Annotated in this window: 14 protein-coding genes and 1 pseudogene; 7 read left to right on the top strand and 8 right to left on the bottom strand. The window is 68.9% G+C overall.

Going from position 1 to position 17512, the window contains the following annotated elements:
* Positions 1-25 precede the first annotated feature (25 nt).
* Positions 26-1852, top strand: a complete 1827-nt coding sequence (locus tag QAD21_RS07125) for an ABC-F family ATP-binding cassette domain-containing protein (protein WP_280361022.1) — start codon at positions 26-28, stop codon at positions 1850-1852.
* 30 nt (positions 1853-1882) lie between these two features.
* On the opposite strand, the gene QAD21_RS07120 is transcribed toward QAD21_RS07125, so the two are convergent.
* The 3 genes and pseudogenes from QAD21_RS07120 to QAD21_RS07110 form a co-directional block, all read right to left on the bottom strand.
* Entirely contained in the window at positions 1883-3040 is a 1158-nt protein-coding gene (locus tag QAD21_RS07120; RefSeq protein WP_280361021.1) for a lipase family protein, read from the bottom strand.
* Positions 3041-3057: 17 nt separating this feature from the next.
* Entirely contained in the window at positions 3058-4023 is a 966-nt protein-coding gene (locus QAD21_RS07115) for a 4-(cytidine 5'-diphospho)-2-C-methyl-D-erythritol kinase (RefSeq protein WP_058251444.1), read from the bottom strand.
* 76 nt (positions 4024-4099) lie between these two features.
* Positions 4100-4767: pseudogene (locus QAD21_RS07110) on the bottom strand (HAD family hydrolase).
* 141 nt (positions 4768-4908) lie between these two features.
* Between QAD21_RS07110 and QAD21_RS07105 the strand changes: the two are divergent.
* Positions 4909-5901, top strand: a complete 993-nt coding sequence (locus tag QAD21_RS07105; RefSeq protein WP_058251659.1) for an LLM class F420-dependent oxidoreductase — start codon at positions 4909-4911, stop codon at positions 5899-5901.
* Here QAD21_RS07105 and QAD21_RS07100 read toward each other — a convergent pair.
* The 5 genes from QAD21_RS07100 to QAD21_RS07080 all read right to left on the bottom strand — a co-directional run bounded on the left by QAD21_RS07100 (position 5869) and on the right by QAD21_RS07080 (position 10595).
* Complete coding sequence (locus QAD21_RS07100) at positions 5869-6483, bottom strand: GNAT family N-acetyltransferase (RefSeq protein ID WP_280361019.1); 615 nt, start codon at positions 6481-6483, stop codon at positions 5869-5871. The genes QAD21_RS07105 and QAD21_RS07100 overlap by 33 nt on opposite strands.
* Positions 6484-6612: 129 nt before the next feature.
* Entirely contained in the window at positions 6613-7539 is a 927-nt protein-coding gene (gene rsmA, locus QAD21_RS07095; RefSeq protein ID WP_247451781.1) for a 16S rRNA (adenine(1518)-N(6)/adenine(1519)-N(6))-dimethyltransferase RsmA, read from the bottom strand.
* A complete protein-coding gene (locus QAD21_RS07090) occupies positions 7503-8669 on the bottom strand; it encodes a resuscitation-promoting factor (RefSeq protein ID WP_203235936.1) in 1167 nt (388 codons plus the stop codon). Before QAD21_RS07090 ends, rsmA begins: the two co-directional genes overlap by 37 nt.
* Positions 8670-8790: 121 nt before the next feature.
* Positions 8791-9708 (bottom strand): TatD family hydrolase, encoded by a 918-nt coding sequence (locus QAD21_RS07085; RefSeq protein ID WP_159370386.1) that lies wholly within the window; start codon positions 9706-9708, stop codon positions 8791-8793.
* 53 nt (positions 9709-9761) lie between these two features.
* Positions 9762-10595, bottom strand: coding sequence for a PhzF family phenazine biosynthesis protein (locus tag QAD21_RS07080; RefSeq protein WP_159370385.1), 834 nt, complete (start codon positions 10593-10595; stop codon positions 9762-9764).
* A gap of 181 nt (positions 10596-10776) precedes the next feature.
* On the opposite strand from QAD21_RS07080, the gene QAD21_RS07075 reads away from it, so the two are divergent.
* From QAD21_RS07075 to metG, 5 genes are all read left to right on the top strand, one after another.
* A complete protein-coding gene (locus tag QAD21_RS07075) occupies positions 10777-11499 on the top strand; it encodes a beta-phosphoglucomutase family hydrolase (RefSeq protein WP_058251450.1) in 723 nt (240 codons plus the stop codon).
* On the top strand, positions 11496-13853 hold the full coding sequence (locus QAD21_RS07070; RefSeq protein WP_280361012.1) for a glycosyl hydrolase family 65 protein: 2358 nt from the start codon (positions 11496-11498) through the stop codon (positions 13851-13853). The genes QAD21_RS07075 and QAD21_RS07070 overlap by 4 nt, the downstream gene beginning before the upstream one ends.
* A gap of 227 nt (positions 13854-14080) precedes the next feature.
* Complete coding sequence (locus QAD21_RS07065) at positions 14081-14776, top strand: HEAT repeat domain-containing protein (RefSeq protein WP_280361011.1); 696 nt, start codon at positions 14081-14083, stop codon at positions 14774-14776.
* Between the two features lie 2 nt (positions 14777-14778).
* Complete coding sequence (locus QAD21_RS07060) at positions 14779-15768, top strand: HEAT repeat domain-containing protein (RefSeq protein ID WP_280361009.1); 990 nt, start codon at positions 14779-14781, stop codon at positions 15766-15768.
* Positions 15769-15924: 156 nt separating this feature from the next.
* Entirely contained in the window at positions 15925-17499 is a 1575-nt protein-coding gene (metG, locus tag QAD21_RS07055) for a methionine--tRNA ligase (RefSeq protein WP_280361007.1), read from the top strand.
* The last annotated feature ends 13 nt before the right edge of the window (positions 17500-17512 follow it).

The raw sequence follows: 17512 nt of genomic DNA, 5'->3' as shown, positions 1-17512 counted from the left end.
CCGGTCACCCACTAGCGTTTGTCGGGTGGCTCATCTACTCGGCGCGGAAACCCTTGGCCTCGAATACCCGACCACCAAGGTCTTCGAGTCGGTGTCCCTCGGGGTCAACGAGGGCGACCGGATCGGCATCGTGGGCCGAAACGGCGACGGTAAGTCGAGCCTGCTGGCGATGCTCGCCGGACGGATGCAACCCGATTCCGGTCGCGTCACCGTCCGCGGCGGCGTCCGCATCGGCGTGCTGGACCAGGTCGACGTCTTCGACGACGACGAGACCGTCGGGCACGCCGTCGTCGGCGACCGTCCCGAACACGAATGGGCGGGCGACGCGAAGGTCCGCGACGTCATCGGCGGGTTGCTCGGCGACGTCGAATGGACAGCGCCCACCAGTTCGTTGTCGGGTGGTCAGCGCCGCCGCGTGTCGCTGGCACGACTCCTCGCGGGCGAGCATGACGTCCTCGCGCTCGACGAGCCGACCAACCACCTCGACGTCGAGGCCATCACCTGGCTCGCCGACCACCTGAAGCGACGCTGGCCGGCCAACGCCGGCGGACTGCTGGTGGTCACCCACGACCGGTGGTTCCTCGACGAGGTGTGCACGGTCACCTGGGAGGTCCACGACCGCATCGTCGAACCCTTCGAGGGTGGTTACGCGGCGTACATCCTGCAACGGGTGGAACGGGACCGGCAGGCCGCCGCGATCGAGGCACGACGACAGAATCTCGCCCGCAAGGAACTGGCCTGGCTCCGCCGCGGCGCGCCGGCCCGGACGTCGAAGCCCAAGTTCCGCATCGACGCGGCCAATGCCCTCATCGCCGACGTCCCACCGGTCCGCGACACGGTTGCGTTGCAGTCACTGGCCACCGCTCGTCTGGGCAAGGACGTCGTCGACCTGCTCGACGTGTCGGTCTCCTACGGTGACCGCACCGTCCTCGACGGCGTCGAGTGGCGGCTGGCGCCCGGTGAGCGCACCGGCATCCTCGGGGTCAACGGCGCGGGCAAGTCGACGCTGCTCGGCCTCATCGCCGGAACCGTGGAACCGACCGGCGGCCGGGTCAAACGCGGCAAGACGGTCAAGGTCGCCACCCTGACCCAACGCCTCGACGACCTCGACCGGTACCTCGACGACCCCGTCCGTGTCGTTATCGCCCAGTTGCAGACCACGTACCTATTCGGCTCCGGGTCGAAGGCACAGGAACTGTCGCCGTCGCAGTTGCTCGAGCGCCTCGGCTTCGACGGCGCGCAGCTCTCGACCCCGGTCCGCGACCTCTCGGGCGGGCAGAAGCGGCGGCTGCAGTTGCTGCTCATCCTGCTCGACGCGCCGAACGTGCTGATCCTCGACGAGCCGACCAACGACCTCGACACCGACATGCTCGCCGCGCTCGAGGACCTGCTGGACTCGTGGCCCGGCACGCTGATCGTCGTCTCGCACGACCGGTACTTCCTGGAGCGGGTCACCGATCAGCAGTTCGCCGTCCTCGACGGCGGGCTCCGCCACCTCCCCGGCGGCGTCGACGAGTTCTTGAGACTCCGCTCGGCACAGGCGAAGACGTCGGGTTCCGGATCGACATCGGGCGGATCCGGTACGAGCGCCACAGCTTCGGGGAACGGCGGCGTGTCGGGCTCCACCCTCAGCGGCGCCGAGCTGCGCGCGGCCAACAAGGAGCTCGCCTCGCTCGAGCGTCGGATCGACAAGCTGCACAGCAAGATCGATGCTGCCCGGACCGCGCTCGCCGACCATGATCAGTCCGACTACCAAGGCCTCGCCGCGGAGACGGAGAGCATCCGCAGCATGGAATCCGAACTCGAGGAACTCGAGGAACGCTGGATGGAACTCGGCGAGAGCGTCGAGTGATCGACTCCGCGAGAACCGGTCGGCCCGACCTCAACGGCCGAACGACTCCCGGATCGCGGCCAGCACGTCCGGCAGCGACTCGTCGACGACGCCGCTGTGATCGGCCCGCGCGTAGGTCTTGAGGTCCACATCCGTGCCGGCGTCGCGCATCGCGGACCGCAGCGAACGACTCAGCGGGTACGGCAGCACGGGATCGAGAAGACCATGTGCGAGCGTGACTTTCACCGGGTAGCCAGAGACGGGCACCTCGGCGTACTCCCGCAGGGCGTCCCGGAAGTCCTGCTCCGCGGTGAACGACGACGCCACGAGTGAGCCCGGCGGCACCGACCGCAACGCATCCACGAGATCCCCGTTGCACCGGGCACGCGCGCGGTCGAGAAAACGCTTGCCGTCCGACGTCAGGGAATCGGCGACGCGGAGTTCTGGATTCGCGTGGTCGAGACCGGCGAGGGTGAACAGGAACGGCGCACTCAGCACATTGAGCGCGCCGAGGCCGGGCACGCGGGGACCGAACAGACCGAACAGGTTCTCCAGCGACGAGACCGGGGCGATCGCGATGATGCCGGCGACCGGCAGTTCCGGTGCGAATTCCGCGGCGAGACGGCCCGCGTGCAGCGCAGCGTGGCCGCCCTGGGAGTGCCCGGTCGACACCCAGCGTGATCCGAGCGAGGCGTCGACCGACCGCGCCGCGCGGATCATGTCGATCACCGAGTGAGCCGCCGCGCGACCGCCGAGGTATTCGGTCTCCCCCGCCGACCCGAGCCCCGCGTAATCGGTTGCCGTGACCGCGAACCCGGCGTCGAGCGCCGCGCGCACCGGGGCCTCGACACCGTCACCCAGCCGGTGCAGGGTCGGCGCGCACTCGTCGGCCAGGCCCACCGTCCCGTGTGCCCAGGACACGACGGGCCAGCCACCGGCGGGCGGCGTACCCTTCGGCACCCAGTACACGCCGCTCGACATCGCCGGGCGGCCGTTCTGATCGCGCGTCGCATAGGTCAGGCGGGTGCCCGAGCCGGCCGCCGATGGGAGTTCGTCGTCGGGAACCTCGGAGGTGGTGAAGACGAAACCGTCGGCGGGTGCGGCGGCCGTCGACGGGCCGGCCGTCACGATGCAGAGCGCGAGCAGCAGAGTGACGACGGCGCTGACCGCGAGCAGTGGGGCGACGACTGCGGCGGGTCTGCGGGACATCAGGCAACCGTAGGCGATCAGTGGCGGACGTCGGCTCCGAGGACGCGCGTACCGGCGGCGGGACCGCTGGCGGTGCGGACCGACCGGGCGACGCCGGCGCCGGACAGTTCGGCGGCGACGTTCACCGCGCCGGTCTCGTCGGCGCACAGGAAGGCGCATGTCGGACCGGAGCCGGACACGATGCCGCCCAGTGCTCCGGCGTCGATTCCGGCACGCAGCGTCCGGCGGAGGGTGGGCTGCAGCGAGAGCGCCGCCGGTTGTAGGTCGTTGTGCAGCAGGGGCGCCACCGCGTGCGGGTCACCGGACGCCAGAGCCTGCATGAGTTCGTCCGGGCGGCGGAGGAGGTCCCGCTCGTCGTCGGTGGCGCATTCTCCGGAACGGCTGTCGCGCAGCCGATCCAGTTCGCGGTACACCGCGGGCGTGGACAGTCCGTCGCGTGCGAGCGCGAGCACCCAGTGGAAGTCACCGCGGGAGAGGACCTGCATCAGCCGCTCCCCGCGTCCGGTACCCAGGGCGGTGTTGCCGTGCAACGCGAACGGGACGTCGCTGCCCAGGTCCGCCGCGATCGCGGCGAGGTCGTCGCGGCCGATGTCGAGCTTCCACAGGGCGGCGAGTGCGACCAGCGCCCCGGCGGCATCCGCGCTGCCACCGGCCATGCCCCCGGCCACCGGGATCGTCTTGTCGATGTCGATCGCGACCTTGCCGGGACGGTCCGCCCACTCGGCAAGTGCCAGCGCCGCCCGGACCGCCAGGTTGGACTCGTCCGTCGGGACCGACCCGGCGCCTTCGCCACGAACCGTGATGCTCATCTCGTTGGCCCGGGCGACCCTGATGTCGTCGTGCAGGGACAGCGCCTGGAAGACGGTCACGAGGTCGTGGTAGCCGTCCTCGCGGCGCGGACCGACCCCGAGGTGCAGATTGACTTTCGACGGAGCCCGCGCGGTGACGGAGTCCGACACCACCGACAGCGACGTTCGCGACACAATGATCCAGCCTAGCGCCCCGGCGTCGGCCCCGCGCCCACCGATGCGGTCGGTCCGGCGATCCAGCCGCCGTCGATCAGGGGCGCCAGCCGCGGTCGACGAGTTCACCGACGTGCTCGACGACCAGCACCGCGCCCGCGTCGCGCAACTCACCCTCCGCGAATCCACCGGACCGTACCGCCACGCACTCCGCCGGCAGGCGATGCGCCGAGGCCACATCCCACACGGTGTCGCCGACGACGACGGCCTTACCGCCGCCGGCCTCGTCCAGGGCGACCGACAGGATGTCGGGCGCCGGTTTGGACGAATCGGCGTCGTCCGAGGTGGTCACGGCGGCGAAGTCGTTCCGCGACAATCCCATCGACTCGAGGGCGGCGTCGGTGAACTCCGACTTGCCCGACGACGCGAGCGCCACCCGGTAGCCGGCGTCCAGCAGTCCCCGCACCAGATCGGCCGCGCCGGGCAGGGGCCGCACGTCGGGCAGCAGGTCGCGATAGGCGTCCTCCCACTCGTCGCGCAAGGTGTCACCGAGCGATTCCTCCACGTCTCGCCGAGCAGCTCGCCGACGAGACGGTCGCCGCCCATGCCGATCGCCCGGTGCACCTGCCACCACTGCGGGATCAGGTCGTGAGCAGCGAAGGCCCGCATCCACGCCAATGCGTGGAGGTAGGTGGAGTCGACGAGCGTACCGTCGACATCGAGCAGCACGGTGTCGACCGACCCATCCGCGTTCTGGTCTGGCATCTGCGCCTCGTTTCCGGGGTCGAGAACCGCGCCCCGTCGTCGAACGTCCGTCGTCCGGGCACCACCGTCTCGAGCGTCCCGGGTTTCGGACCCATGACTCATGGCTACACCGAAGCGACCCATCTCGCAGAGGAGACCTCCATGGCAACACGTTTCGGCTACACCCTGATGACCGAGCAGGCAGGCCCGAAAGAGCTGGTGCGGTACGCCGTCGGCGCCGAAGACGCCGGCTTCGACTTCGAGGTGTCGAGCGACCACTACTTCCCGTGGCTCTCGGCCCAGGGACACGCACCGTACGCGTGGACGGTCCTGGGAGCCGTGGCCCACGCGACCGAGCGGGTCGACCTGATGACCTACGTGACGTGCCCGACGATCCGCTACCACCCGGCGATCATCGCGCAGAAGGCTGCGACGCTGCAGATCCTCGCCGACGGTCGCTTCACTCTCGGCCTCGGCTCGGGCGAGAACCTGAACGAGCACGTCGTCGGCGAGGGCTGGCCCTCGGTCGCCGACCGCCAGGACATGCTCGCCGAGGCGATCGAGATCATCCGCAAACTGCACACCGGTGAGCTCGTCGACTTCCGCGGCGAGTTCTTCCAGGTCGACGCCGCCCGGATCTGGGATCTGCCCGACCAGCCCGTCCCGATCGGCGTCGCAGTGGCGGGCAATGCGGGTATCGAGACCTTCGGGCCACTGGCCGACCACCTGATCGCCGTCGAACCCGACGCCGACTTCATCAAGGCGTGGAACGAACATTCGTCGACCCCGACCGTCGACGGGCAGCGGTCCCGCGCGATCGGGCAGATCCCCATCAGCTGGGATCCCGACCGCGACAAGGCGATCGAGCGCGCCCACGATCAGTTCCGGTGGTTCGCCGGCGGGTGGGATGTCAACGCCGACCTGCGCACCACCGCGGGCTTCGCCGCAGCGACGCAGTTCGTCACGCCGGACGACGTCGCGGGCAACATCCCCTGCGGCCCGGACCTCGACCAGATCGTCGAGGCGGTGAAACCCTTCTGGGAGGCGGGGTTCACCGACATCGCGCTGGTGCAGATCGGGGGCGACACCCAGGATGCGTTCCTGCGCGACGCCGCTCCCGAGCTACTGGAGAAACTGCGCGCCGCGTCGAACTGAGTCCGATTGCTCGAGGTTCCAGGACTGCGGGGTGCGGTCTTCGCCCACCCGCAGCACGGCGGTGTGCACATCGCCGACGTGGCGACCCGACGGGAGCTGATCGATCTCGTCCTCGGGGCGTCGGCCGGTGTAGCGGAAGCCGGCCGACGCCGCCAGCCGCGCCGAGGCCACGTTGTCGACCAGCGCCCGCCAGATCACGCGATCGAACCCGGCTCCGCCGTCGGCGGGGTCGGCGAAGGCGTGGTCGAGGACCGCGGCGAGCGCCTCGGTGAGGTAGCGATGGCCCCGATGCGACGGCGCGCACCAATAGCCCAGTGACGCAACGCCTTTCTCGACGGTTCGCAGTCCGATGGTGCCGACGAGTTCACCGACGGGGATCTCGATCGTCCACACCGACGACCCGGCGGCCGGGGCGATGTCGCGGACGAAATGTTCGGCGTGCGCACGCGTATACGGGACCGGGACCAGTGTGAAGCGCTGGATGTCCGGGTCCTGGCAGGCGCGGAAGATCGGTTCGATGTCACGGTCGGCGGGTGGGCGCAGCCTCAGCCTCGGCGTCGTCAGAGTCTGTGGTGGAACCATGTCGGACCTCGTCGTCGATGCTGCGGATGCACAACACGGTACGAGCTTCTCCCCGCCGACGGCGAGCGGTTTTGCGCCCGCCCCCACGACGAGCCGTGGTCTCCGGCGATCAGCGACCCGGCGTCGAAATCAGGTCGTGCGAGCGAGGCGGACGAAGTCGTCGACGTCGAGCTTCTCGCCCCGCACACCCGGATCGATACCGGCCTCACGGAGCCGGCGTTCGGCTTCGGCCGCCGAACCGGCCCAGCCGGCCAGCGCCGAGCGCATCGTCTTGCGTCGCTGGGCGAATGCAGCGTCGATCGCGGCGAACACCTGTTGCCGCACAACGGGATCGGTCGAGTGGTCGTCGGTTCGTTCGATGCGGACGAGACCCGACTCCACCTTGGGTTCGGGCCAGAAGACGTTGCGTCCCACCGCACCGGCCCGGCTCACACGACCGTGGTAGCGCGCCTTGACGCTCGGCACCCCATAGGTGCGGCTGCCCGGGCCGGCGGCGAGGCGGTCGGCGACCTCGGCCTGCACCATCACGAGGGCGGTGGTGATCTCCGGGAAGAGTCCGAGCAGGTGCAACAGGACCGGCACCGACACGTTGTACGGCAGGTTCGCGACCAGAGCGGTGGGGACCACCGGCAGGTCGTCGCGCGTCACCTGTAGCGCGTCGGCGAGGATGACCTCGAAGTTGCCCTGCCGACTCGGGGCATACTCCGCGATCGTCGCCGGAAGACGTTCTGCGAGCACCGGATCGATCTCGATGGCGACGACCCTGCCCGCCGCCCCGAGGAGGGCGAGGGTCAGTGAGCCCAAGCCCGGACCGACCTCGAGGACGGTGTCGTCAGGCCCGACCCCCGATGCCGCGACGATCCTTCGCACGGTGTTCGCGTCGTGGACGAAGTTCTGTCCGAGAGTCTTGGTCGGCCGGACGCCGACCTCCGCCGCGAGCTCCCTGATCTGTGCCGGCCCGAGGAGACGCGGAGCCTCGTCGGGCGCGCTGTCGGGTGAACCCGCTGTCGAGTCGCTGATCAGCGCAGGCCCAGCTTGGACGAGCAGGACGGCCATGCGCCCCAGCCCTGGACCGCCTGGGTCTTCTTCGCGATGGCGATCTGTTCTTCGCGGGTGGCGAGGTCGGCGCGCGGCGCGTATTCGAGTCCGCCCCAGCGTTCCCAGGTGTTCTGGTCGAACTGGACGCCGCCGTAGAAGCCGTTGCCGGTGTTGATCGCCCAGTTGCCGGTCGCCTCGCACGCGGCGAGCGCGTCCCACACCGACCCCGGCGGCACGAACGGCGCACCCGGCTTGGTGCCGATGCGAACGGTGGCCGCGACGGGCTCGCTGAGCACCTCACTGGTCAGCTTGTCGCGCTTGACGACCCGGCCGTTCACGGTGGTCACCTTGTACGTGACACGCGCCTCGCCGGGCGTGCCCTTCTTCTCGACGACCTTGCGGTCGCGGACGAGGGTCGGGTCCTCTTTCTTGACCTCCGGCGGGGCGACCGGTTCCGTGAGCGTGACGTCCTCGGTCTTGATCCGGGTGACGACGATCTTGAGGTTCGGGGTGATCTTGGTGTCGGCGGCCGGGGTGACCTTGTCTTCGGCGCCCAGCGGGGTGCCGAGCGACTCGAGCAGATCCTTGACGGTGTGCGCGGCGACGGTCGGGCGCTTGCGGGCCGGTCCGTCGACGAGGTTCACCGGCTTGGGCAGCGCGACCTCGATCTGACCGCCGTCGACCGGCAGTTCCTCGCCGAAGGCGGTCTCCTCGGCGGCGTGGGTCAGTCCGCGTTCGGCCATCAACTGGTCCACGGTCGAGGCGTTGGTGACGATGGTCTCGCGCTTGCCCTCGATGTCGAGGGTGAGTTCCTTGAGCTTGTTGACCTTGATGGTCTGGCCGTCGCCGAAGCCCGAGTCGGGTGCCGGGCTCACCTTGTCACCGTCGGCGGGCGCCAGCCCCTCCGACTCGAGGAGACTCTCGACGGACATCGCCATGGTGGACACGTGCCGGATGTCGCCGTCCACGTCGATCGCGACGTTCTTGTGCATGCTGACGCCCATGACCCCGCCGGCCGCGACGGTGGCGCACACGGCGCCGACGGCGACGCGGACACGCAACGACTTCGAGCCGTTGATCTTGGCGAACACCGAATTGGACGATGTCGGAGCGGACGGCTCCGGGTTCGAGAGTTCGGGGTTTTGCAGCTCTGGGTTGGGCAGAGAAGACAAGGGCACGACATCCTGATAGGCAACACTGGCACCACGCCGGCCGAGTGGATCAGCACGTCGGCCAGCTGGATCACAGTACGATAACGAACCGGCCAGATTATGGCAAAGGGATGCCGTAGACGCGCCGTGCGTTCGCCCCGAGGATGCGAGCCATCTCCTCGTCCGCCACGCCGCGCACGGCCGCGAGGGCCCGGGCCGTGTACGGCAGACAATAGGACTGATTGGGCTGGCCACGGTAGGGATGCGGGGTCAGGAACGGCGCGTCGGTCTCGACGAGGATCTGGTCGTCGGGGACCAACTCGGCCGCGACCCGGAGCTCATCGGCGTTGGCGAAGCTCACAGTGCCGGCGAAACTGAGCATGAACCCACGCTCGACACATTCGCGTGCAACATTTCGGTCACCGGAGAAGCAGTGCATGATCACGGATTCCGGGGCGCCCTCCGCGGCCAGGACGTCGAGTAGATCCCGGTCGGCCTCGCGGTTGTGGATCATCAGCGGCTTGCCGACCCGCTTCGCGAGGTCGATGTGCCAGCGGAACGTCTCGTGCTGCACCTCGGGCGACGCACAGTCGTCGGACCTCCCGGGCCAGTAGTAGTCGAGCCCGGTCTCGCCCACCGCGACGACTCGCGGGTGACGCACCATCCGCTCGAGCTCGGCGGCGGTCTCGTCGTTCAGATCGCCGGCATGCATCGGGTGCAGGGCCACCGCCGCGTAGACGCGATCGTCCCACTCCGCGGCGGCGACCGCCCACCGTGCATCGACCATGTCGTCGGCGACGGTGACCACATGGCCGACGCCGACGCCCTGCGCGTGGTCGCAGATCGCGCGGACCGTCTCGGCGTCGCGTCCGCCGCATGCAGCGAGGTGGGTGTGCGCGTCGACGAGGCCGGGCAGCGGCGCCGGGTCCGGTGGCGGTTCGCGTCGACGTCGCTTCTTGGCAGCCTTGTTGCTCAGGGTCTCGCCGCCACCGCTCTCGGCATCACCCAGCGCCGAGTTCTCCGGGGCGTCGCTCATGGCACCCACCTTGGCACAGCGCGTCGGAACCTTCCCCTGCGGTCCCGACATCGCTAGAGCGTCACGGTCCCCTCGATCACCGTCGTCGTGTCGCCACCGACCCAGATGTGCTCGCCGTCGTCGTGGACGTGGATGCGGCCGGCCCGACCGAGCGCCGCACCTTGCGCGGCGACGTAGGACGCCGGCGCCTGCCCGGTGGCCCGCAACCACATGGCGATGCCGGCGTTGAGACTGCCCGTCACCGGGTCCTCGGGGACCCCGATGCCCGGCACGAACGCGCGCACCTCGCCGAAGACCTCTCCGTCCCCCGAGCCGTACCGCCCGAACAACCCGACCTTGTGATCGCCGAGGGCAGGGATGTCCGGGGTCACCTCGAGCACCCGCTCGCCCGATTCGAGTTGCAACACCATCCATTCCGGCCCGTTGTCGACCCACTCGGCCGCGCGGACCTCGGCCGTGTCGACCCGTAGCGCCGCGGCGACCTCGGTGACGACGGCGGCGTCGACGGGTCCGGACCGCCGCAACGGCGGCGCCGCGAAGGCCAGCCGTGCACCAGTGCGCCGCAGTCGCACCAGGCCGACGCCGCACTCCTGCACGATGTCCTCCCCCGCAGGCCGGCCGCCCGTCGTCAGCCAGGCATGTGCCGAGCCGAGGGTGGGATGCCCGGCGAACGGCAACTCGCCGTCCGGGGTGAAGATGCGCAGACGGTAATCGGCGGCAGGGTCGGTCGGCGGCAGCACGAAGGTCGTCTCCGACAGGTTCGTCCAGCGCGCGAACGCGGCCATCCGGTCGTCGGGGATGTCGGTGGCATCGAGCACCACGGCAACCGGGTTACCACCGGTCCCGGTAGCGGAGAACACATCGATCTGAGCGAATCGTCGAGTCATCGGACCATCGTCTCACCTCCAGTTGTCGCCCGGTCAAAGCCTTTTCGGGCGCGCAGGCGTCGCCGGCGGAACCGCTGTCCGGGACGACGCGTGCGATCGCGCGCCCGCGGCCGGCAGAAAACGCCCGGGGTGGCCACGCAAATCGCGCCGGAGTCGCCCGGGACGGGTAGCGTGGCGAAGCGTGTTGGGATTGCCAGATTCGATCACCGTCGCACTGTTCGACCTCGACGGGGTTCTCACCGAGACCGCGGTGCTGCACCGCAAGGCGTGGAAGAAGGCGTTCGACGCCTTTCTCGCCGCCCGTGCGGGCGGCGCAGACCACGCCGACTTCGTCGAGTTCACCGATCAGGACTATCTGGACTACGTCGACGGACGTCCCCGCGAGGACGGCGTCCGGGCCTTCCTCGCCTCTCGCGGAATCGACGATGTCGACGCGCAGACCGTGACCGCGATCGGAGACGGGAAGAACGACATGTTCCTGGTCAGCCTGGCCGAGGACGGTGGGCAGGCCTATCCGGGGTCCGTGCGATATCTCGAGGCGGCGCGCGACGCCGGTCTCCGGATCGCCGTGGTGACCTCCTCGAAGAACGGAGCAGCAGTGCTGGATGCGGCCGACCTGTCGAAATTCGTCGAGGTCCGGGTGGACGGACTCGACATCGTGTCGAAAGGGCTGAAGGGCAAACCCGCACCCGACTCGTTCCTCCTGGGCGCCGAACTGATGGGCGTCGAGCCCGCCGCGGCGGTCGTCTTCGAAGACGCCATCTCCGGCATCGCGGCCGGCAGCGCGGGAGCCTTCGGCTACGTCGTCGGCATCGACCGGGTCGGTGGCGGCCAAGCCGAGGCGATGCGTGCCGCCGGCGCCGACATCGTCGTGAACGACCTCGTCGAATTGCTCCCCGCATGACCGCCGAGCACGGCCACGACTTCGGCTTCGAGATCCATCCGTGGCAGCTGAAGTGGCGCGGCGGCGTCGATCTGGACATGCTGGGCCGAACCGAGACGCTCTTCGCACTGTCCAACGGGCACATCGGTTTACGCGGGTCCTTCGAAGAGGGTGAGCCGGTCGATCATCCCGGCACGTACCTCAACGGCTTCTACGAGCTGCGCGGCCTGCCCTATGCCGAGAGCGGCTACGGATATCCCGAATCCGGACAGACCGTCGTCAACGTGACCGACGGCAAGATCATCCGGCTGCTGGTCGAGGACGAGCCGATGGACCTTCGGTACGGGCGTACCGAGGAGCACGAGCGGACGCTGGACTTCCGGACCGGCACCCTGCGTCGTCACACGGTGTGGACCTCACCCACCGGCCGGAAGGTCCGCATCAAGTCCGAACGCCTCGTGTCCTTCACCAAACGCACGATCGCCGCGATCCGGTACGAGGTCGAGCCGGTCGACGAGGACATGAAACTCGTTCTGCAGTCCGATCTCCTGGCCAACGAGCCGGTTCCGGCACCGGGCAACGACCCGCGTCTGGCGGCGGCGCTCGACGCCCCGCTGGTCTCCGACCTCGCCACCTGCCGCAACTACTGGGGCATGCTGGTCCACCACACCAAGAAGTCCGGCCTGCACATGGCGGCCGGCATGGACCACGAGATCTATTTCCCCGACAAGGCCGACACCTTCATCCGCGCCGACGGCGACCTGGCCCGGCTCACCATCGCGGCCAACGTGCCGAAGGGCAAGAGTCTCACCCTCACCAAGTACATGGGGTACGGCTGGTCGGCCCGACGCTCGGTGCCGGCGCTGCGCGCCCAGGTCGACGCGGCCCTCGCGATGGCGATGGAGACCGGTTGGGATTCGCTCAAGGCCAACCAGGTCCGGTACCTCGAGGACTTCTGGCGCGACGCCGACGTCGAACTCGACGGCGATCCCGAACTGCAGCAGGCGGTTCGCTTCGCGTTGTTCCATGTCCTGCAGGCCGGCGCGCGCGGTCAGTCCCGCGCGATCCCGGCCAAGGGTCTCACCGGCCCCGGCTACGACGGTCACACCTTCTGGGACACCGAGAGTTTCATCCTCCCGATGCTCACCTACACCGTGCCCGCCGCCGCCGGCGAGGAATTGCGATGGCGCCACTCCACCATGGACAAAGCGAAGTCCCGGGCCGCCGAACTGGGGCAACGCGGGGCCATGTTCCCGTGGCGCTCGATCAACGGCGACGAGTGTTCGGGGTACTGGCCCGCGGGCACCGCGGGCGTCCACGTCTCCGCCGACATCGCCAACGCCACCGCGCGCTACCTGCGGGCCACCAACGACGAACAGTTCGAAACCGAATGCGGCGTCGAACTTCTCGTCGAGACCGCCCGGCTGTTCGCCGGTCTCGGGCACCACGATGTGAACGGCAAGTTCCGCATCGACGGGGTCACCGGTCCCGACGAGTACACCGCCGTCGTGAACAACAACACCTTCACCAACCTGGCGGCGCAACAGAATCTGCGCGACGCCGTGGCGGCGGTGCATCGCCGTCCGGATCTCGCCGAGCAATTCGGGGTCACGACCGCCGAGGCAGCGCACTGGGAAGCGTGCGCCGACGACATGACGATCCCCTTCGACGACGCGCTCGGCGTGCACCAGCAGTGTGAGTCGTTCACGTTGTTGGGCGCCTGGGACTTCGAGTCCTCGGTGGGACGCTATCCGCTGCTGTTGAACTACCCGTACTACGACCTCTACCGCAAGCAGGTGGTCAAGCAGGCCGACCTGGTCTTCGCGACCTACCTGTTCGGCGACGCCTTCACGCCCGAGCAGAAGCTGCGCAACTTCGACTACTACTACCCGCTGACCGTTCGTGACTCGTCGCTGTCGGCCTGCTGCGAGGCGGTCACCGCCGCCGAGGTCGGTTACCCCGATCTCGCCTACGACCTGCTCGCCGAGTCCGTGTTCACCGACCTGCACGACCTGCACAACAACGTCAGCAGTGGCCTGCACATCGCGGCTCTCGCCGGTGCCTGGACCGACTGCGTGGCGGGTTTCGGCGGTATGCGCGACTTCGGCGGGAACATCACGTTCGCACCGCGGCTCCCGAAGCGGTTGACCTACATGTCCTTCCGCATGATCATCCGGGACTCGAAGATCGTGGTGGCCGTCGACAAGGACAATGCGACGTACCGGTTGTTGTCGGGTCCGCCGATCGACCTGGCGCACCACGGCGAGAAGTTCACACTCGAGTCCGCGCCGATGACCATGCACATTCCGGAGCTGGAATACCGCGAACCGCCGAAGGCCCCGCCGGGGTGCGAACCGTATCGCCGGGAGATCTAGTGGTGTGTCTCGGAAATAGGTGGCCGGTATCCGGTGGAGCGATCGGTGGTCTGGCAAGGCGGAGGAGGGAGGGATAGCGGAGCTATCTCGACCGACGACAACGCCGCCAGGCACCGATCGAGCGCCGGAGACCAGTCGCTTATTTCCGAGACACACCACTACATCTCAGCGCTTGACCTTCTCACTGTGTCAAGCGCTCAGATGGGTGGCGAAGGAGGTGGTCGACGATGACCGACCAGACAACCCACGCGTCCGACCCTGCCCTGCTGGCGGCGCTCGCCGCCGACGACGCCTCGACGAGGCTGCGGGCCGCGATGGCGGCGGGCAGCAACCCCCATCCCGGCTACGCCGAGGAGCTGATCCGACGCTGCGGCGTCGAGCCGGATTTCTTCGTGCGGGACATGCTGACCTGGGCCCTCACGCGGTTGCCCGCCGATCTCACGGTTCCCGGACTCGTGACCGAGCTGGGGTCGGCGTCTGCGCAGGCGCGGGCCCAGGCCCTGCACACCCTGTCGAAGATCGGGGATCGATCGGCGTGGACGTCGATCACCGTCGCGCTCCTGCACGACACGGACGACGAGGTGGCGCGCGCCGCGTGGCGGACCGCCGTCGGCCTGGTCCCGTCCGGGCGGGAGACCTGGCTCGCGAACGAACTGGCCGGCGAACTCGGTCGTGGGAGCACGGACGTACAGCGGAGTCTCAGCCGTGCCCTGGCCGGGCTCGGAGGCTCCGCCGCCGGACCATTGACGGCCGCGAAGAAGCGCGGTGATCTGACGGTACAGGCACACGTGGCCGCCACCGAGCGGTTGATCGACGACCCGGACAGCGACTTCGCCGCCGCGTTGGAGTACGCGACACGGTTGGTGAACAGCGATGCCGCGGCGGAGGATTCGTCGACGATCGAGTCAGAGGACGGTACATAGCGGTGCTGATCGGCGAGGTGGCGCGGCACACCGGCCTGAGCAACCGGATGCTGCGCCACTATGACTCGCTCGGACTCGTCCGGCCCACGGGCCGGACGTCGGGCGGTTATCGCGAATACTCCGACGCCGACCTCGAACGGCTGATGCACGTCGAGAGTCTCCGCTCGCTCGGACTGTCGCTGCGGGAGGTGGGACTCGCGCTCGACGACCCGGAGTTCGCGCCGGACTCGCTCATGGACCGGCTCGTCGACGACACGAAGGCGAGGATGGCCGCCGACGCGCAGCTCCTCGAGCGCCTGCAACATGTCCGGGCGACGGGTCCCTCGGACTGGTCGTCGGTGCTGGGCGTGATCGGTCTGCTCCGTGCCGTCCAGTCCGAGGATGCGGCCCTTCGTCAGCAGGCCGCACTGCTCGCCGGGGAGGTGGGCGTGTCCGGGGATTCGCTGGCCGACGCGCTGCTGGCCGAGACCGATCCCAACGTCGCCGGCGCGCTGCGCTGGGCCCTCGCGCAGCGGCCGGGCGGCATCGAGCGTCTCGCCACCGGCGCGTCGGACCCCGACCCGTCGATCCGACGCCGAGCGGTCACCGCCCTCGCCGCCATCGACGAGACCCCGGAGGTCGCCACGGTGTTGCGCGGCCTGCTCGACGACCCCGACACCGTGGTCCGACGCATCGCCGCCCTGACCCTCGGGCGTCGCGGCGTCGCCGCTGCGGTCGATGCACTGGTCGAGCTCATCGCAGCCGGCGACCGGGACGTCGAGGCCGCCGAGATCCTCGCCGGCCACGAGGCACATCGAGAACGGATCGTCGACCTGCTCGTCGACCGCCTGGGCGCCGACCCGGACGCGGCCGTCCGATCGAGGCTGGTGCAGGCGCTCGCCGAAATCCCCGGTACCGCATCGACTTCGGCGCTACAGGTGTACATCCATGATGCCGACGACATGGTCGCCCGGACAGCGGTTGTGATTCTGGACCAGCGGCCGGTGGACTGAGCGCCAGGTTTCATGAGCCGCAAACCCACTCCATTTCCGTGAACCCACCTCCACACCGGGCGGTGGGTTCACCGAAAAGGGGTGGGTGTGAACCGACCGAATCGGCCGGACCGGAATTGGGTGCCGTCGCGCGCGGTCGGTAGTCTGTTGGGCACTATGGCACCCGATCTGACCAGCTCTGATCCGTCCGGCGCGTCCCACGGCGGCGGACGCCCCTACTACATCACCACCGCGATCGCCTACCCCAACGGCGCTCCGCACATCGGGCACGCCTACGAGTACATCTCCGCCGACGCGCTCGCGCGGTTCAAGCGGCTCGACGGCTTCGACGTCCGGTTCTTGACCGGTACCGACGTCCACGGGCAGAAGATGCAGCAGACCGCCGCTGCGGAGGGCATCCCCACCGCGGAACTGGCCAAGCGGAACTCCGACCGATTCCAGGCCCTGCAAGAACGCCTCGGGTCAAGCTTCGAGCGCTTCATCCGCACCTCCGACGAGGACCACAAGCGGGCGTCGGAGGAACTGTGGAAGCGGATGAGCGACCGCGGCGACATCTACCTGGACAAGTACTCGGGCTGGTACGACGTCCGGGACGAGACCTTCTACGCCGAGGCGGACACCCGGGTCGACGAGTCCGGCGACCGTGTCGCGACCGACACCGGACACGTGCTCACCTGGACCGAGGAGGAGACCTACTTCTTCCGACTCTCGGCATACCAGGACAAACTGTTGGAGCTCTACGAGTCCCAGCCGGACTTCGTCGGCCCCGACGTCCGGCGCAACGAGGTCATCAGTTTCGTCAAGGGCGGTCTCACCGATCTGTCGGTGTCGCGCACGACCTTCGACTGGGGCGTCCCGGTGCCCGGTCATCCCGAACATGTCATGTACGTGTGGGTCGACGCCCTGACCAACTACCTCACGGGCGTCGGATTCGTCGACGACCCGGACGCCTTCGCACGCTTCTGGCCGGCCGACCTGCACATCATCGGCAAGGACATCATCCGGTTCCACTGTGTCTACTGGCCCGCGTTCCTGATGAGCGCCGGCGTCGAACTGCCGAAGCGGGTGTTCGCGCACGGATTCCTGTTCAACAAGGGCGAGAAGATGAGCAAGTCGGTCGGCAACGTCGTCGACCCGGAGAACCTCATCGACGAGTTCGGGCTCGACCCGGTGCGGTTCTTCTTCCTCCGCGAGGTGTCCTACGGACAGGATGGTTCGTACTCCGCCGAGGCGATCGTGTCGCGCATCAACGCCGACCTCGCCAACGAGTTCGGCAACCTGACCCAGCGCACCTTGTCGATGATCGGCAAGTACTTCGACGGCACCCTGCCGGCACCGGGCGAACTGACCGACGTCGACACCGCGCTCCTCGCGCGTGCCGACTCCCTGCTCGACGCCGTGCGGGCCCACATCGACAACCAGGCCATCCACCTGGCGCTGGAGACCCTGTGGGCGACGCTGGCCGAGACCAACCGGTACATCTCGGCACAGGAACCGTGGAAGCTGGCCAAGACCGATCTCGAGCGCACCGGCACGGTTCTCTATGTCTGCGCCGAGGTCGTGCGCATCGTCGCACTCCTGAGCCAGCCGGTCATGCCGGAGTCATCCAACAAGATCCTCGATCTGCTCGTCGCCGACGTCGATCGTCAGTTCACCGCGGTCGCGAGCCGGCTGGAACCCGGAACCGTGCTGCCGAAGCCGACTCCGGTGTTCCCGCGATACGAGAACTGACCTCGCACACTCC

The organism is Gordonia sp. SMJS1 (genome assembly GCF_029866425.1).
Lineage (GTDB): Bacteria > Actinomycetota > Actinomycetes > Mycobacteriales > Mycobacteriaceae > Gordonia > Gordonia hongkongensis.
The sequence above is the reverse complement of the archived record's forward strand: the minus strand, read 5'-3'. Positions and strand labels throughout refer to the sequence as shown.

What these genes read in the sequence shown, in the direction of transcription:
- QAD21_RS07120 (WP_280361021.1), bottom strand. Translation starts at nt 3,040, where the DNA reads ATGTCCCGCAGACCCGCCGCAGTCGTCGCCCCACTGCTCGCGGTCAGC.
- QAD21_RS07105 (WP_058251659.1), top strand. Translation starts at nt 4,909, where the DNA reads ATGGCAACACGTTTCGGCTACACCCTGATGACCGAGCAGGCAGGCCCG.
- QAD21_RS07100 (WP_280361019.1), bottom strand. Translation starts at nt 6,483, where the DNA reads ATGGTTCCACCACAGACTCTGACGACGCCGAGGCTGAGGCTGCGCCCA.
- rsmA (WP_247451781.1), bottom strand. Translation starts at nt 7,539, where the DNA reads ATGGCCGTCCTGCTCGTCCAAGCTGGGCCTGCGCTGATCAGCGACTCG.
- QAD21_RS07085 (WP_159370386.1), bottom strand. Translation starts at nt 9,708, where the DNA reads ATGAGCGACGCCCCGGAGAACTCGGCGCTGGGTGATGCCGAGAGCGGT.
- QAD21_RS07080 (WP_159370385.1), bottom strand. Translation starts at nt 10,595, where the DNA reads ATGACTCGACGATTCGCTCAGATCGATGTGTTCTCCGCTACCGGGACC.
- QAD21_RS07070 (WP_280361012.1), top strand. Translation starts at nt 11,496, where the DNA reads ATGACCGCCGAGCACGGCCACGACTTCGGCTTCGAGATCCATCCGTGG.
- QAD21_RS07065 (WP_280361011.1), top strand. Translation starts at nt 14,081, where the DNA reads ATGACCGACCAGACAACCCACGCGTCCGACCCTGCCCTGCTGGCGGCG.
- metG (WP_280361007.1), top strand. Translation starts at nt 15,925, where the DNA reads ATGGCACCCGATCTGACCAGCTCTGATCCGTCCGGCGCGTCCCACGGC.